Source organism: Lacrimispora sp. (assembly GCF_046972725.1).
In the GTDB taxonomy this organism is placed as follows: Bacteria; Bacillota; Clostridia; order Lachnospirales; family Lachnospiraceae; genus Lacrimispora.
Map to the genome: position 1 here is coordinate 67,741 of NZ_JBKVXF010000007.1, position 16,787 is coordinate 84,527.

Genomic DNA, 16,787 nt, shown 5'->3' on the forward strand with positions numbered 1-16,787 from the left:
CTTAAAAAAAGTCTTCCGTTTCCGGAGCTGTTTCCCTGTTTAAATCTACAATACAAAGCATCTCCCTGCTTTGGTTAATTAATGCATCTAATTCTTCTCTTGCAATACGGTCTCTGCCTGCAAGACCTATCATAAAGGCCAGATTGGCACCTGCAACCAGAGTGGTATCCGGACGGTCAAGGAACATACTCATTGCCTGATTTACACTGCTTCCATAAAGGTCGGAAATGAGCAGAACCTGCTCTCCCTCAGTTACGGTTTCAAAAAACTGCTCTAATTGCTCCTTTACGGAGCGTTCATCTACATATGCGTCAAAAACAGTAATATTATCACACTTGCCATACAGAATTTCCATGGAACTTTTCATGCCGCTTGCCAGATGACCGTGGGATGATACGAATAACTTCATGTTCTCTCCTCCTTTGCTGTCTTTATTATATAACTTTATACTTCTTTCTTCTATGCTTATATTTGTTGTCAAAAAGTGAAAAGCACTAATTCACAGGATGAATTAGTGCAATTTTCAGCATAGAAGTCTTATTCATATTTTAGACACTTTTCTATCATTTTAAACAAAAACGGGCGGCCTTGTTCCGCAAAGTCCTTCATATTGGAATATCCGGAAAATAATTCTCTGAAACTGTTTTCAAGCGCCTTTACCCTCTTCCAGTCATTCTTCCAGTCTACGCATACAAACAGCAGATACTCCACTTCCTTTCCTCTCCAATTCCCGGTCCTTTCCAGGCAATACAGTTCGATACGTTCTTCCCCGCAGAGAGAAGCAGGAAGATAAATCATCACGGACCTGGCGGATAAGGAGCCCGTATCATAGAAACCGCAGGTTTTAAAGTAATGTTTCAACCGCTCTCTCTCCGGGGCTGTCTTTCCATGCCGGTACGATAGAAACTGCAGAAACTCATGCTCATCCGTATAGCGGTAATTTTTGTTTATTTCGATCTTCTCACCGGGCAGAATAAGAGGTTCCGTCTGGTAAGCCTTAATCAAATGCCGGTTAAAGAGAAGATCCATTTCCTTCTCACTGCTTAAGGTGTGAACAACACAGCAAGGCAGGTCATAATGGTATGCAATTTCACTGGTATCAGTCAGAACAACGTCATATTCCTCCTGATTCATTCCCCGGATCTCATACAGTTCCACGATTGTGAAGGACTCTATCAGATGCCGGTACCTGCTTTCAATTCTTTTTTTTGTAATTTCATTAAGCCCTAATCCATTTGAATTGACCAGCAGCAGTCTCTGGCGCTTGATATCATATTCGGTAAACGAGGTTATTTTAAATATAAGGGAAGCCAGCTGAGCATAAAAGGTGAAGGAAATCGTGGTTTTAAGCCTGTCCTGCAGAAAGCCGGCAACAGTGCAGGCCAGCGCAGCAGAAACAGGACTGTTGAATGCCTGATTTTCATAGTCATACCAGAACCGGCTCAAACCATCAAGTCCAAAATGAATGCTGATGAAAATAGAAACCAAAAGACCGCACAGCTCTTTTTTTACCCAGGGAAAATACATAAGATCAATCCCGCAGGTCTTTTTCATATCCTCACAAAGCTCTTTCCGCATTCCGTCTGCCTCTTTATAATAGAGAGGATATTCCTTTTCTAGATGCTCTACACTCCACAGATCTCTGCAGGACATCAGATACACGGCCAAAAAAACCGTTTCTTCTTCTGGTAAATCATAGCCTTCAAATTTTTCTTTTAAACCGTCATAAATCTTTCTGGCTGTATGGTATTCGGCCGTATCCACAACTTCACTCTTCCAGCTTTCGGGCAGCTTTAGCCGGTAACCGGCATTGCAGCGGTTTCTGACGATAATGAAATAAATTGCCAGACGCTGGGTATTGGTGTCCGTCACCTTAATTTCGGATTCTCTTAATATATGCAAAAACACATGTCTGATGTCCTGCCGTTCCTCATAACTGCATTGTGTCCATTTGGCGTATTCCATTCCGGCATTGTCCAGTAAGACCTTATGAAAATGTACTGCAAATAATTCAGTCATCGCCATCCGCATATGGTATTCGGTTCCAAATGTACGGATGCCAAGACCGGGCTTGCAGTCGGTCTCCAGATGATAGCTTTTTAAAAAGCTCATCACATGGTTTACCTCGTCCCTGATGGCACTTCTGGAAAGATACAGTTCATCGGCAATATCCTCAATCTTTGAAAAGCGTGAGGAGGAAACCAGCTTTCTTGCAATATAAAGAAATCTGGCATTATCATCAGCGCCAAAATTATTGGCCAGACTGGACTGAAACGAAAGCGGCTCCAGATACATGTCAAATAAGTTCCGGTTCTTGACCAATATGGAATAACCTTTGTTGCGCCTGGCCAAAAGCTCCGCTCCGATTCTGGGCAATATGGACTTCACTTCTGCCATCTCATACTTTATGGTTCTTGCACTGACGGACAGTCTTTTTGCAAGCTCATCGGCTGTGAGAGGGCCTTCGCTGACTGCCAGCTGATAGATGATGCTTTCCTGTCTCCGTTTCATTCTGTCCTCCCCCTTATTCCTTCATGTATATATATTATAACATACTTTGTCTTTTATAATAATGTACTGTTTTTAGAAAGCTTTTTTTTAACAAAGGAAAGAAAATCCCCCGCAGCTGACCCTAGCCGGGTCAATTGCGGGGGACTCTGATTCCTTTTTTAAAGCCCTGCCCTTTATTTAAAGGTCAGATAATTATCACTGACAATAATCTCCCCTCCAAGACTGGTCGTAAAATGGATATAACCTTCCTGGTCCAGGGTGCATTTCGGTTCTGTGATAAGTGTATAAAGGCCTGTCTGCTTATCGTAGCTGTAGAATACCAGATTGTTAATATCAAAGGAAGTAAGCGCCGGTTTTACCATGATCTCAACCGGAGTTCCAAAGTCTCCCTTTTGTCCGAGGCTTAATACCGAGAACTGGTTTGAGAATTTCTGGGAGAGAGTTTCCTTCACTTTAACCGCTTCGCTGCTGACAGTGGAGGCGGACAGATTAAGATCCTTTGTAACCTTTGCCGCATCAAGTGAGATGCGGACATCAACTTGGTTTGTATCTGCTATGACGGAGCTTACATTAAGCTGTATTGCTTTATCTCCGCATGCTCTCACCATGGCACGAAATGTATCCAGGCTGATGGCTCCGATATTTTTAATATCAACGCTGACAGAAGGTGCCTTCTTATCCGGTAATGCTGCTACCGCTGACATTACTGCTGCCTGTGCGGACACATGATCAAGCGGTGCATACGTAACACCGGAACCTGTACCGGTTCCCTGTGCATTGGATGCGGTTGTGCTGCTTCCGCCACTTCCGCTGCTTCCACTTCCGCTGCTTCCGCTTCCTCCGGAACCATTTCCGCTGCTGCCCTTACTCTTTTTTACAAGTGCTTTTATGGCAGCAGATAACCGGCCTGCAGCCTCATTAATACTTTGCTGAGACGCTTTTGCATCATTTGCAACCGCCTGTGCTTTATTCCTGGCATCTTCCACGGCCTGATAACTGGCATCTGTATAATCTGCTTTGCTGTAGCCTGAGGCAAGACTGATGACCTTAAGAAGATGACTCTTATCTGTCTGTGATTCAGAAACATTCTTTACAAGAGCGCCGATGGCACCCAATAAGGTGCTTTCTGCCTGATCCACCTTTGTTTGGGAAACCCTGGCTTCGTTTGCAACCTCTTGTGCCTTTTTCAATGCTTCCTGCATTGCCTTATAGCTGCTTTCTGTATAATCAGCCTTGTTATATTCTGAAGCAAGCTGTATTGCTGATAATAAATCAGACTTATCGGCACGGACCTGGTCGGATACAATTACATGTTCCTCTGCTTCTCCAGATTCTGTCAGAAGCGCTTTCATAGACGCATTTTTTACATAAAACTTTGCATTTTCGTCAATGTCCAGGAACGCATTAACGCCCAGCGCATCCAGATTTTCCATATCAAGCTCTATGATATTAAGACTTGCCGCTCCCTTAAAGGCATTTTTGCCGATGGAGGAAACACTTGCAGGCAGAATTATGTTCTTTAAGCCGGAGGCTCCTTCAAACACACCGGTGATTCCGTCTTCTCCTGCGGATATCAGCTCACCGATTTGTGTGACATTTTCCCCGATAACAATTCTTTCCAGTGACTTTGCGTTATAGAAGGTTCCATCCTTAAGCTCTTCCAATTCATTGGAAAGAACGATATCCTTAATGGATTCACAGCCATAGAAGGCTCTCTCACCGATTTCATCTACATTTTGCAGGTCGATGGCTTCCAGAGAGGTACAGTTGTAGAATGCTTCATCTTCAATTCCATTGATTCCTAAAGGCAGCGTAACATGGAGCAAATCCTTATCCCGGAAAAAGGTTCCTTCATTGATTTGAGTCAGAGCACTTCCAGCTTCAAAGGTCACATGCTTTAATCCATAATTCCATGCCATGGTATGGGTGCCCATAGTCGTGACAGAAGCCGGTATTGTCAGTTCTTCAAGGGCCATGTTGTCACTGAATGCTCCGTTATCCAGTTCCTTCAGTCTGCTGCCAGACGCAATGGATATTTCTTTCAGCCTCCGGTTGCTGGAAACCCCGGTTACGCCGACGGACTCCAGGCTGGCCGGCAAATGAACGGAAAGCAGGTTCTCACATCCAAAGATGGCTTGCTCGCCGATTTCTGTTACTGTCTCCGGCAGGGTAATAGAAGTAACCCCCAATGCATCAAGAAATGCACGGTCTCCTATGGAGGTAACCGTATATTCTTTTCCGCCAAACCTTACTGCTTCCGGTACTAAAACTGCTCCGGAAGCCCGGGTCGCGTCAAGAAGTGCTGCGGTCTGAGCACCTGTCACACCGTAACGGAAATCTCCTACGGTAAATTCCTTCACTTCTTCCGTTGGCAGTGAAGCATCCACGGTAATCTTTCCTGCATCAATGCCGCTGCCCACAAGAAGTGTTTTTATCGGCTCCGATGCCACCTGAAAGACTGCATCTTCACTGACTCCTCCAAATGCGGAAGGAGCAACCGATTCCAGAACATCGGATACAATAATAATCCTTATAAGCTCGGAACACCGGGAGAATGCATCGGCTCCAATGGTCTTTACATTCTTTGGAATAACGATGCCTGTCAGTTTTGGACAGTTGAAAAACAGGTTCTGCTCCACGGCCTCAAGTCCTTCAGAAAGTGTAACATCTGACAATTCCTCACAATTATAAAATGCCAGCTTTCCTATGGTTTTTACACTTCCGGAAATATGAATGGCACGCACTCCCGATGCATAAGAGAATGCAAATGCCCCGATTTCCGTCACTCCATCTGCAACATTTAATGTCTGCAGACCGGTCACTCCGCTGAATGCATTATCAGCTATGCTTGTTACCTCTTTAGGAGTCGTAAATACTGACTGGTTTTTAGAGATTGGATACTTGTAAAGAATCGTACCAGCTTTATTGTACAGCACTCCATCCTTTGAACGGAATTGTGTGTTTTCCTCTGCCACATTGATTGAAGTGAGCTTTGAGCAGTCATTTAATGCAGTTACATCAAAGTCTGTCAGAGTTGCCGGAATATCAAAGGTTTTTATGGAGGTCTTGATAAAGGCTTTTTCTCCCACACGCACAAGACTGTTTCCGTCTGGGAAGGACACTGCAAGCTTGCTGCAGCTGTCAAATGCATACTCCTCTATATTTTTCAAAGTAGCAGGAAGTTCCATTGCTTTTAATACCGAGCAGTACTGGAACGCACGTGCTCCGATGGTTTCCAGCTTGCTATCAGGTGCAAGGGTTACTGTTGTCAACGCATCAATACTCCAGAAGGCGCCCGTATCAATTACTTCTAAGGTGGAAGGCAGGGACACGGATTTAAGGCTTGCGCACTGGTTAAATGCATTGACTCCGATTTTCACAACTCCTTCCGGTATTGTCACGCTTGTAAGGGCGTCGCAGGAAGACAGCATGGATTCCGGTATTTCCGTAAGTGAATCCGGTAAATTTATCTGAGAAAGGCTCTCACAGGCGGAAAAAGCACCCCTTTTGATTGTATCGACGCTGTTTGGAATAACAACAGACCGGAGAGAGGAACGTGTGAACGCATTTTCTCCAATCTCAGAAACTCCTGCTTCTATGGTGACCGTTTTAATAGAAGTATTATCCATAAATGCACGTTTTCCAATTGCCTCTACGGTATATCTCTCACCGTCATAGGTTACTGTTGCGGGAATGTGAAGGTCTGACGCTGTATAAGAGATGGCCTTTTCACCGTTTCCTACCTGTACCGTACCATTATCCGTTCCTGACGGTGCCTTTATTACGGTATAGGTGATGTTGTCTACCGTAAACTCTTTCGCCGTAACCGGAGCCAGAGGACTGACGGTTATCTGTGCCGCATCTACCCCATTATTCATCAGTATGGCCTTCATCTCTTCGGAAGTCACGGTATAGATAATATCCGAAGATACGTTCTGGAAGGTATTGGTTCCAACCTGGGTCACAGCCGCAGGAATATTTACTTCTTCGAGATTACTGCAATTATAAAACAGATACTCCGGCAGAACGCTGATCTGATTGGAAAGACTTACCTTTTTCAGGGAATTGCAATTATAAAAAGCCATAGTACCAATGGTCTGTACTCCATCCTCCATAGTCACTTCCGTAACGGAAGAATCCTTAAATACTTTGGTTCCAATTGCAGTAACCGTATCTGGAACGATTACCTTTAAGAGCTTTTTCGTGGCTTCAAATGCATTATTTGCAATCGACTCCACCTCTTGCGGCACCTCGTATGTATCAATTGATTTATTTTCGGGAAATTTCACCAGTACTGAGTCACGGAGCAGAACTCCATCGATACTTTTAAAATCATTACTTCCGTCAGCAACGTTGATTTCTGACAGAGAGGAACAATTATAAAAGGCATCTTCTGCAAAGGTTTTTAAGGAAGCAGGCAATTCAATTGCTTTAAGCTTTGTTCCGGAAAATGCTTTGCTCTTTATCTCCGTGACCTTGCTATTGTTTAAAAAGGACACATCGGTAAGTGACCTGCAGTCCTTGAATGAGGAACTGCCAATTACCTCTAAATCTGCTGGAAGTACGATACTGGTCAGACCGGTATCATAAAAGGCCTCATCACCAATTGAGGTAATTGATTCAGGCAAATCCATGGAGGCCAGACTGTTGCAGCTAGAAAAGGCGCTCTTACCGATCTCCTTGATTCCCTCCCTCAAAGTCACAGAACTGAGTTCTCCCAAGCCCTTAAATGTCTCATCCGGAATCTTTACTAAATTGCCTCCCAGAGTAACACTGGTAAGAGCATCACAGTACAAAAATGCATCTTCGCCAAGTTCCTTGACAGAGGATGGTAATTCTATCTCCGTAATAGGAGCTTTTGCAAATGCTCGCTTGCCAATCCGCTCAATGCTATCCGGCAAAGCTACCTGGGTAAGTGTAGAAGAGGTAAAAGCCTTATCTCCCAGAGCAACCACGGTATAGTCAACCCCGTCATGTTCTATTGTTTCAGGAACCATAATCATGGTATCGTCTTCGGATATGGCCAGAGATGTTCCATTTCCAACCTGAACCGTATTTTCTGATAACACCTTATACTGGATACCGTCAAGTTCAAATACATCCCCTGCTTTTAGGGGTGCAAGTGCAGCAAGAGCCATCTGGGGAGGAAGGGCGTTTGCCAAAGGCGCTTTCACTGCCTGCGCCGGAGTTGCTTTCGTTCCTTCTTCTGCTGGTGTTTCTTGTGCTGGAATTTCTTTTGTCTCTTCTGATTTTGTCTCTTCTGTTTCAGTTTTTGCTTCTTCTGTTTCAGCTTCGGTTTCTTCTGTTTCAGCCTTTGCTTCTTCTGTTTCAGCTTTTACTTCTTCCGTTTCAGCTTTTGCTTCTTCTGTTTCAGCCTTTGCTTCTTCTGTTTCAGCTTTTGCTTCTTCCGTTTCAGCTTTGGTTTCTTCCGACGCCTCTATTTTCTCATCTGCTTCTGATTCTTTTTCTGTTTCCGCTTCCTCTGTAATATCAGTTTTCAAATCACCGGCAGCCGAATTTTCATGATTACCGTCCAGTTCTTCATTTCCTTCTGAATCCGATGCATTTACATCAGATACCTTGGTTTCATTGGAATTTATTTCGGGCGCTGCAAATGCCACTTGTCCCAACGTATTACTGAACGTAAGCAGGGTGGACAGCATTGTGACCGCAGCTCTTTTGGCTTTTCTCATTCTTACTGGTTCTCCTTTTCTATGTGATGCCAAATGGAACCTGACTACAGAATCCTTTCCGTATTCAGGTAAGATATCGCTGTACAATAAACCACCGTATTATTGATTATGTACTCTGCCTTTTTTTGCAAATGTTATTTTCCAGCCTCCCTTCCTGCAAAAAAGACATACCGCACCTATTCCCCCTTACCGCATTGCAAAATTTATGTCTTTACAATGCTCTTACCCATACTTAAGTGCACGTTTTGTTAGTCATAACTAACCGTGTGGGTTAAAGAAAAGCAAGTCTCACAAACCACTTGCCAAAAAGAATCTACCATAAAGCAATCACATAGTCAAGCAGCCGCTTCTATGCATTATGTAAACCATATTGACAACAAAATCAAGCTGAAAATCTTATAATCTTTCCAAAGGCAGCTCCCAGATAATTATATGTAATTACTTACTTTTTTCTTAATTATACTGACAAATATATTAACACTTCATAATATCCAGTCATAATTTTCCACAAATCCCATTTGTTATTCAATTCCAGGTTGGAGTCAGCCTTATTAATCCACCCTTTTTTTATTCTGCCGCAAACGATTTCTATTATTTCATAAAAGAAATATTCCGTCAGACAGACGGTCTGGTGAGAAATTAAATCCATTAGGTACATGATAATATTTTTTCATTTTTACACCTTACACCTTTCACCAGACGGTCTGCATACCCCTTTTTTTTTTAAATCAGAAATGTACAAATGATTGTTCAATATAAATACAAGATTCGCATACATTTTCATGTCTTAACTCCGGTCATAGCACTTCTGTTTGAAACTACCTCTAAGCGTTATTTTTATTCTCAGCCCTATGGTGTTAGCCTTTCAAACGTGCTTTTATAACCCTGATGAAGCCTTGGACCGAGGGACATTAAAACTGTATTTCAGCTAACCTGCACCTCGTTGATCCATGAAAACCTGATATTCTTAATGTCATTTTCAATGCCACCAGGCTTTTGGAATCTCATCCAATTCCATAAGGCAATTGATCTGATGGGATAAAATATCCTTTGTCACATGATACACCCCGTTGGCATCACACAAAATGCAGGGAGCATCACCAAACGTCGCTTTTTTTGCCGCATTCCTGTCATAAAATGCCTGCTCCAGCTTTGTGTATGCCTCTGATATATGATCGGTATTGGGATTTTCATGACGATGGACAAAGACAGGTTTTATTTGTTTGTCTGGCATGACAATTTTAAAAAGCGCCGGTGTTTCACTTAATCTCTCCGGTACATTAAGAAGCTCTTCCACACAGTGTATGAACGTATTTCTCCCATGTCCCACACCAATCAGCAGAATCTTTCCATTGCGTTCTCGCAGGCGGTCATAGCAGCTGCCAGGCCCGCAGGGGGTTGTCTGGCGTTCTTCTCCTTCGATGAAGGATTTACCGTCTTTTCCGTAAACCGCTACACTGTGGGTCGGATGAAGAGAACGAAGGACCCCGGCCCGTTTCCGGAAAAGATTGGGTAAAATGCCCACACAGGCAGGTTCCGCTGCCGGATCAAATACATTGAAAATATCGTCCATGGTTGCCCACGTATGGGTGGGAAGAATCAGCAGGCCTTCTGATAAATACTCCATCAGGGCATCCAGTACCGTATCCGCACCTCCAAGAACTTCCCCAATTGCCTTCATGGATGAGTGTATGAGCACTGTGTCATCAGGCATAATTCCCATGGTTTCAAGATGACGCAGCAGATCTTTTTTTGTATACATGATAAAACCCTCTTTCTATTGCATAAATTTATATAGCGCAGACTCCATTTATCATAAAGGAGTCTGCGCTATTTTTCAACCGCCCATTCATTGAGCATTTACGTTTTATACTGACCAGAGCTCTTTTTCCCAGCCGGATATATAACAAGCACCTAAAAAACAGCAAATGTGTTATACTATCAATAAATAGCATCACGAAAAAATACATCACGGAATATAAGCCAAAAATACACGTATCCTTTTACCGGGGAAGAAAAGAGGGTTGTTTATGGATTCAAAAGATATCACACTGAATGATCATACAGAACTTGCCGCCACCGAATGCAATGTCATAGAAATCATCGATTACTGCACCGAAAGCTATCACGCCTATACGAAGGGAATTTCTGAATTGCATCACATGGAGGAGCTGACAGAGATTCCCGAACACAGCGTCCGCTGGATCAATATTGACGGAATCTGCGGGAAAAAGGCATTAACTGCTTTGGGGGATGCCTTTCACATTCACCCTCTGGTCATGGAAAGCATATCAGATCCTATGGAACGGGCGAAAGTCGAGGAATACCGGAATTCCCTTCATATCATCGCCAAAATGCTTTACTATTCAAACAGCCAGTTGGTGGTGGAACAGCTGAACTTGATTCTTGGCCCCAATTATGTGATCACCTTTGGGGAGACCATGGGAGATGTGTTTGACGGTATCCGCAGCCGTATTGCATTGGAAGATTCCCAGGTGAGAAATTACGGCGCGGACTATCTGATGTATTTAATGCTCGACGCTTTGGCGGAAAGCTATTTTGAAGTTCTGGAGACCTTAAAGGAACAAATCGATACCCTTGAAGATGAGGTGATGGAACGAACAGACCAGGAACATCTGCTGGAAATCCGCCGGATCAAAAAGGAATTGATGAAGATCAGTAAATATATCTGGCCTCTGAGGGATATGGCCTCCTTGCTTGGCAGAGAAGCTCTGGCCTTAATCCATCCTGCCACAGAGCCCTACCTCAGAGACGTATACAACCGTATCGTCCAGGCAATCGATGCCACCGAAACATGCCGGGACCTTCTTTCCGGTCTTGCTGACCTGCATCTTTCCAATACAAGCTACCGGCTCAATGAGATCATGAAGGTGCTGACCATAATTTCCACGATATTTATCCCTCTGACCTTTATTGCCGGCGTCTATGGAATGAATTTTGTGTATATGCCGGAGCTTGGCATGCGGTGGGGGTACGGGGCGACATGGGTGGTCATGCTTTTAATTGCAGGATGTATGGTCTATTATTTCAGGAAAAAGAAATGGTTTTGACTCAAACAGATGCCAGTGCCTCGCAAAGCGCCAGAATGGTCAGTGACTGGCCGTAGGCCATAGGCGCTATGAGAATATTCTTATAATGGTCTTTGTCATACCCCATGCCCGTTCCGCCGGATACATGAAGTACGGTTCCGTCTGCATCGATGTTCTTTAATATTCCTTTTACGGCAGAATATGCACCTTCCAGGTAAGTATCATCAAGAATTCCCATCTTAATGCCCTTTAACATGCCTGCTGCTATGGCTGCAGAGCCTGATACTTCTTCATAGCTGTCCGGATCATCTAAAACCGTATGCCAAAGCCCGCTTTTGCTCTGCAGCTTTAAAAGTGCCTGTACCTGGGCCTTATAAGTTTCCGTCACAAACCTACGGATACCGGAATTCATGGTTCCCTGAAACATCTCCATATATTCCAGGATTCCGGCTGTAAACCAGCTGTTGCCTCTGCACCAGAACACGCCGCCGAAATTATTCCTTTCATGAAAGGTCCAGCCATGATAAAACAGTCCTGTTTTTTTATCATACAGATATTTGATATGCATCATCACCTGGTAATAAGCCTCATCGATCCAATCCTGCCGGCTGTATTTTAACCCCATTTTATTCAGGAACAAAACCGCCATAAACAGGGTGTCGATCCACATCTCATTTTCATTCAGGCGGACGCCCAGACGGTCCCCGTTTGCACTGGTTACGTGCTGAAAGCCACCTTCCTCCGTTCTTGGAAGGCATTTCATGAGCCAATTGGCCCAGTCCAGGCAAAGGGCTTCAAATTCCCCATCCTTCACCGATTCATTTAGATCCACAAGGGCTAAAAGAGGGGCCGTGGTGTTGATGTTTCGAGATGGAAGACCCTGTTTTATATTATCTTTATACCAGTTTACAAGAAATTCCTTATATTCTTCATTCCCCTGGACTTTCTGAAGCTTCATAAGCCCGTAAAGACCGATGCCCTGTGGCCAGTCCCATTCTCTGATTCCAAAGTCTCTTTTGAAATATCCAACGGCCTCACTGCGTTCTTCGATGGTCCCTTCCCCGCTTGTCTTATCCAGATTCATCAGTTTATCGACCACAAGACTCAGCTTTTCTCTAATTGCTTTATTATCCGGTTTCTGCATTTCTTTATTTCTCCATTTTTTATATTTATTGAAGCAGATAGTATCTCCTTCCGCCTGTGAGCCTACCAGATCAGGAAATCCTTATCCAGAAGTCTTAAAATACCCTCCACCAGAAAATAGTCTCCGTAGATGATAGGAACCTGGCGGTCGGATTCTCTGTCATATCTGGCTGAACCGTAATCCAGAATGGAATCTTTCTCCGGATCCCACTGGCAGAACTGCCCCGTAACCGCTTTCAGGCAGCGGATTGCTGATTTTACATATAGCTCCTTTTCCAATGGCTGTACGTGCTCGGAAAGCTCCAAAAGGCCGCAGGCTCCGCAGACTCCGGCGGTGGTATCATAATACACCGGTTCTTTTGGCGCCCTGAAATCCAGCAGGGGAACATAGTCGTTCAACGCCAGATTGGCACAGAAATAATGGGCCACCCGTTTGGCCGCATCCAGATAGGCTTCCTTCTTTGTATACTTATAAGCCAGCGCCATTCCGTAGATCCCCCAGGACTGCCCCCGGCTCCAGGAGGAACCGCTCTCATAGCCCTGACCGCCCGGATTGTTTAGGTATTCTCCTGTCACTGGATCAAATTCTACCAGATGGTTGCAGGAGCCGTCGGGACGGATGATGTGGTTTAAGGCCATGTCCGTATGGTTTATGGCGATCTGCCTCCAGGCACTGTCTCCTGACTGTTGGGAGGCCCAGTAAAGGAGGGGCAGATTCATCAGACAATCCACAATGGCAATGCCGGAACGCTCTCCGTTCCACGCTTTTATATACCGTCCGCTGGGGTTGTAGCGCCCTGCCAGAATCCCGGCGGCATGAAGTCCCCGGCTTTTGGACTCCTCTTCTCCGGTCAGGCGGTAATCTGCCACTGCCGTGTGAAGCCAGAGAAAGCCTACGTCATGGTCAAGTTTCGGAAAGTTTTGAAATGCACCGTCAAGCCGCTTTTCGATTTCTCTTGCGTTTATCAGGTAGCAGTCCTTTTTCGTCGCATGATACATCTGCCACAAAATACCGGCGTAAAAGCCATTGGTCCAGGCGGTCAGCTCCCTTTCCCCCATATCATAATACCGGCCGTTTTCCGGAACATAAGGCATGATCGGGCCCAGGCGCTCACATTCTGCCTCCAGCTTTGTCTCAAGTTTCTTCCAGATTTCCTCTGCCCACTGAAACGTTTCGTTATCAATCCTGTACCGCATAACAGTTTCCTCCTCCGATCACCACGGTTTTCTTTGTAAACTCTGTTTCCACAAGGGTTTCTATCCTCGTCTCCCCAGGTGCAACCGGGAAACGGACGGCTGGAATCAGCACATTGGGGAATATAAGATTCATATTGGGCAATGCGGCAATTACGGTTGCCTCTCCAGCTGTTGCCGCTACCCGGCTGTATCCATTTTCATCAGATACCAAAGCGTTCGTTCCCTCCGCAGCCTTTTTCGTTTCTTCCATACAATACGGATAGGAAAACCCGCAGTCATAGGCAATGCAGGGAGTATGTTCCGGCAGGCTGCTGGTAATCACATGTTTCCGTCTGTGTCCGTTTCCTTCCGGAGTCAGCCAGGTTTCCACCATAATTCCTTCTACGGGGCTCCATCTGGAATAGACCTCCTGCTCTGTGATCCGGTACTCCTCACATGCTCTTCGGACATAATGCATCCCATGGACGTAAAAGGCCAGCATACTGTCGGTTCCCGACTGCTCAATGGTGTGAAAGGAACGGGATACGCAAAATCCGAACTGGGATGAATAAGCGAACTTTGCATATTTTTCCGCTGCAAACGGATGCTCTAAGGTGGGATACTGCCCTGCCGTAAGAGCCACAACCTCATGCTCCCTGTGACAGATCAGCATATCACATTCCTTAACAGCCAGGGTTGGTTTAAGCCTTGGAAACGGTTCTTCCCTGGCACTCCAGAAGGGATGGTCCTCTTTTAGCGCCAGGAATACAAAGGTTTTAAGCGCCCAGTAAGGGGAGCCTGGTGCATTATAGGCTTCTGACATCAAAAGATTGGGGTAGGTATAGCCAACCGTAAGCACCCCTCCGTTATCAAAGATGGGCTGGCGCATCCAGTACTCCAGATGCCGCTTTATAATTCCCTTCATAATTCCCCAGGAGCCGCATTCCACTCCGGCCAGCGCACAGGCTGAGAAAAATGCCGCTTCTGCAAAACGGTAGGTCAGGGATCGGCCAAAGGGCAGCGCCTTCCCCTCATCATCAAACCAGTAAAGAAAGGTTCTGGCAAATTCGGCTGCCCGGTCTTTAAAAAGGCTGGCATGGTACGGGTCTTCCTTTTCCATGAATTTGGCATAGAGCAGACAGTAAAAATGGATGCCGAAAGAAGTATAATAATCCTTTTGAGGACGTTTACCATCAGAATACCAGCCATTTCCAATGTAAAAGGATTCATACTTATCCATGGCGCTCTGTACCTGCTTTTGGTTCCATCTCTTTCCCAGGCTCTTTAATGCCAGGTTTGCAATGACCTTGAAAAACTGCCAGTTATTTTCGGCCTGAGAATATTCATTGATCTGGTACAGCCAGTTTGCCAGATTCTCTTTGGACGTTTCATCGAGAGGTTCCCACAATAGATCCGGAATCATCAAAAGCCCATAGCTGATGGCTGCCATTTCCACCATTCTCTGATCCTTATCATGGAGATCGCCCCAGTATTCCTCTGCGTCAGGGTCGGTGCCGTTTGCAAGCCCTTTTTGGTATACGCTTAACAGACTGTGATCCGTTCCGCCTCCTGCCCAGTAAGAAGCCATCCCCCATAATACACGGGAAAAGCCTTCCATATGGGCGGTCCTGTTTCCATATCCGGCCGCAAAAGCTCCAAGCTTCAGCTCTGCACCGCCTGGACTGTAATGATCCTTTAAGGGATCCACCAGCTTCATAAGCATCTTTTCATAATACTCTTTGTTCTTCATGTTTCCTCCTGCCTTGAACGGGAAATACGGACAGAAGGTGTTACAAAATAAATATTCTGCAACACCCTCATTCCTCTTATTATGAATCAATTACTTCGTCTTTAACTGTCCCAATATTTCATCGTACTGCACCAGCAATTCTTTTGCTGCATCCTCCGGTGAAACATCACCGTAGATAACTTCCTGAATCAAATCCTTACGAACCACTTCAAGTTCCGTATTTCCACTGATCATATTATTAATATAAGGATCTTTTGCAACCAGGTCAATGGCTTTTTTCTGAAGTTCATCAACAGAGCCTTCTGCAATCAGAATATCCTCTGCCTGCTTGGTCGGGCAATAGCCAACTGCTGTTTTCTGAATCTTAATGGCCTCCGGATCATTCATAAGGAAATCCAGGAACTTGGCAGCTTCTTCCTTATGAGCGGATTTGTCATTGATTGAAAAACCACGGTCTCCGCCGTATACTACGCCGGTACTCTTTGCATTTTCCAGAACCGGTGCGGAAATCACCTCCAGAGGGCTGTCTACAGAAGAAAGATACTTAGGGGCTGATCCTGTGTAATCCACGATCATACCGATCTTTTTGTTGATCCACTTGGTATTCTGGTCCATCTGGCCTGCAAAGGTTGCAGCATCGCCAAATGGCTCCAATGTATTTGATTCATAGAGATTTAAAATATTCCGGAATGCCTCGGCTGCGTCTGCCTCTGTAAAGGTAGGAGCATAGGTTTCTTCATCGATGATCGGCTTTCCGGTCTTCTGAACCAGATAAGGCTGAATGAACAGACGGTTTAACATGTCTGCATCTGCTGTCATTAAATAAGCGTCGCTGTCCTTTTCATGAATTGCTTTTCCTAATTCAGCAATTTCATCCCAGGTATAATTCTTCGTCAGATCAATATCAAATTCCTTTGCAAAATCGGTATTCACATAAACAACCGGTGAGCCGCCTACCGTACAAGGGAAAAGATTTGCTTCTCCATTGTAGGTTCCTGAGATCTCAAGCAAACGGTCTTTCAAGGTGCTTAAATCCACAGGCAATGCAGAAAGGTCTGCCAGATAATGCTTTGCTCCCTGAATATCCGGCAGCCATTCTTTATTCAGCTGAATGATGTCAGGTGCTGTATTACTGGAAAGCGTGGTCATGATCTTCTCATAATATCCGTCGAAGCCCTGATACTCTGCTTCTATTTTCACATTGGGGTTCTCTTTCTGATAAACGTCGATGACATCTAATAATGCCCCGTGACGGCTGTCATTTCCCCACCAGGAAAAGCGTAAGGTTACAGGCTCTCCGGCTCCACCGGCTGCTGATGTTTCTGCCGCACCCTGAGTTGTCTGTGTGGTTTCTTCTGTTTTGGCTGTGCTCCCACACCCCATAAGAGTGACTGCAGCCATTGATGCGGTCATAAGAAGCGCCACATGTTTCTTGAACTGTTTTTTCATTGAAATACATCCTCC

General features: G+C 45.0%; 9 protein-coding genes. 1 reads left to right on the forward strand and 8 read right to left on the reverse strand.

Annotation, left to right across the window (positions count from 1 at the left end; all coding sequences use genetic code 11):
* Position 1: 1 nt before the first annotated feature.
* From ACLTWA_RS18525 to ACLTWA_RS18540, 4 genes are all read right to left on the reverse strand, one after another.
* Positions 2 to 409: a PTS sugar transporter subunit IIA gene (locus tag ACLTWA_RS18525; RefSeq protein WP_412329387.1), complete on the reverse strand. Its 408-nt coding sequence runs from the start codon at positions 407 to 409 to the stop codon at positions 2 to 4.
* Between the two features lie 128 nt (positions 410 to 537).
* On the reverse strand, positions 538 to 2,511 hold the full coding sequence (locus tag ACLTWA_RS18530; protein ID WP_412329388.1) for a BglG family transcription antiterminator: 1,974 nt from the start codon (positions 2,509 to 2,511) through the stop codon (positions 538 to 540).
* 173 nt (positions 2,512 to 2,684) lie between these two features.
* Positions 2,685 to 8,204, reverse strand: a complete 5,520-nt coding sequence (locus ACLTWA_RS18535) for a leucine-rich repeat domain-containing protein (protein ID WP_412329389.1) — start codon at positions 8,202 to 8,204, stop codon at positions 2,685 to 2,687.
* A 979-nt stretch (positions 8,205 to 9,183) separates the two neighbouring features.
* Complete coding sequence (locus ACLTWA_RS18540; protein ID WP_412329390.1) at positions 9,184 to 9,966, reverse strand: AAC(3) family N-acetyltransferase; 783 nt, start codon at positions 9,964 to 9,966, stop codon at positions 9,184 to 9,186.
* A 268-nt stretch (positions 9,967 to 10,234) separates the two neighbouring features.
* Here ACLTWA_RS18540 and corA point away from each other — a divergent pair, with 268 nt between their 5' ends.
* On the forward strand, positions 10,235 to 11,275 hold the full coding sequence (gene corA / locus ACLTWA_RS18545) for a magnesium/cobalt transporter CorA (protein WP_412329391.1): 1,041 nt from the start codon (positions 10,235 to 10,237) through the stop codon (positions 11,273 to 11,275).
* Position 11,276: 1 nt separating this feature from the next.
* Here corA and ACLTWA_RS18550 read toward each other — a convergent pair whose 3' ends face one another.
* The 4 genes from ACLTWA_RS18550 to ACLTWA_RS18565 form a co-directional block, all read right to left on the reverse strand.
* Positions 11,277 to 12,398: a glycoside hydrolase family 105 protein gene (locus ACLTWA_RS18550; protein WP_412329392.1), complete on the reverse strand. Its 1,122-nt coding sequence runs from the start codon at positions 12,396 to 12,398 to the stop codon at positions 11,277 to 11,279.
* 62 nt (positions 12,399 to 12,460) lie between these two features.
* Complete coding sequence (locus tag ACLTWA_RS18555) at positions 12,461 to 13,594, reverse strand: glycoside hydrolase family 88 protein (protein ID WP_412329393.1); 1,134 nt, start codon at positions 13,592 to 13,594, stop codon at positions 12,461 to 12,463.
* Positions 13,578 to 15,323 carry a DUF2264 domain-containing protein gene (locus ACLTWA_RS18560; RefSeq protein WP_412329394.1) on the reverse strand — a complete coding sequence of 582 codons (1,746 nt, stop codon included), beginning with the start codon at positions 15,321 to 15,323 and terminating at the stop codon, positions 13,578 to 13,580. The genes ACLTWA_RS18555 and ACLTWA_RS18560 overlap by 17 nt, the downstream gene beginning before the upstream one ends.
* Before the next feature lie 90 nt (positions 15,324 to 15,413).
* Complete coding sequence (locus tag ACLTWA_RS18565) at positions 15,414 to 16,772, reverse strand: ABC transporter substrate-binding protein (RefSeq protein ID WP_412329395.1); 1,359 nt, start codon at positions 16,770 to 16,772, stop codon at positions 15,414 to 15,416.
* Positions 16,773 to 16,787: the final 15 nt, after the last annotated feature.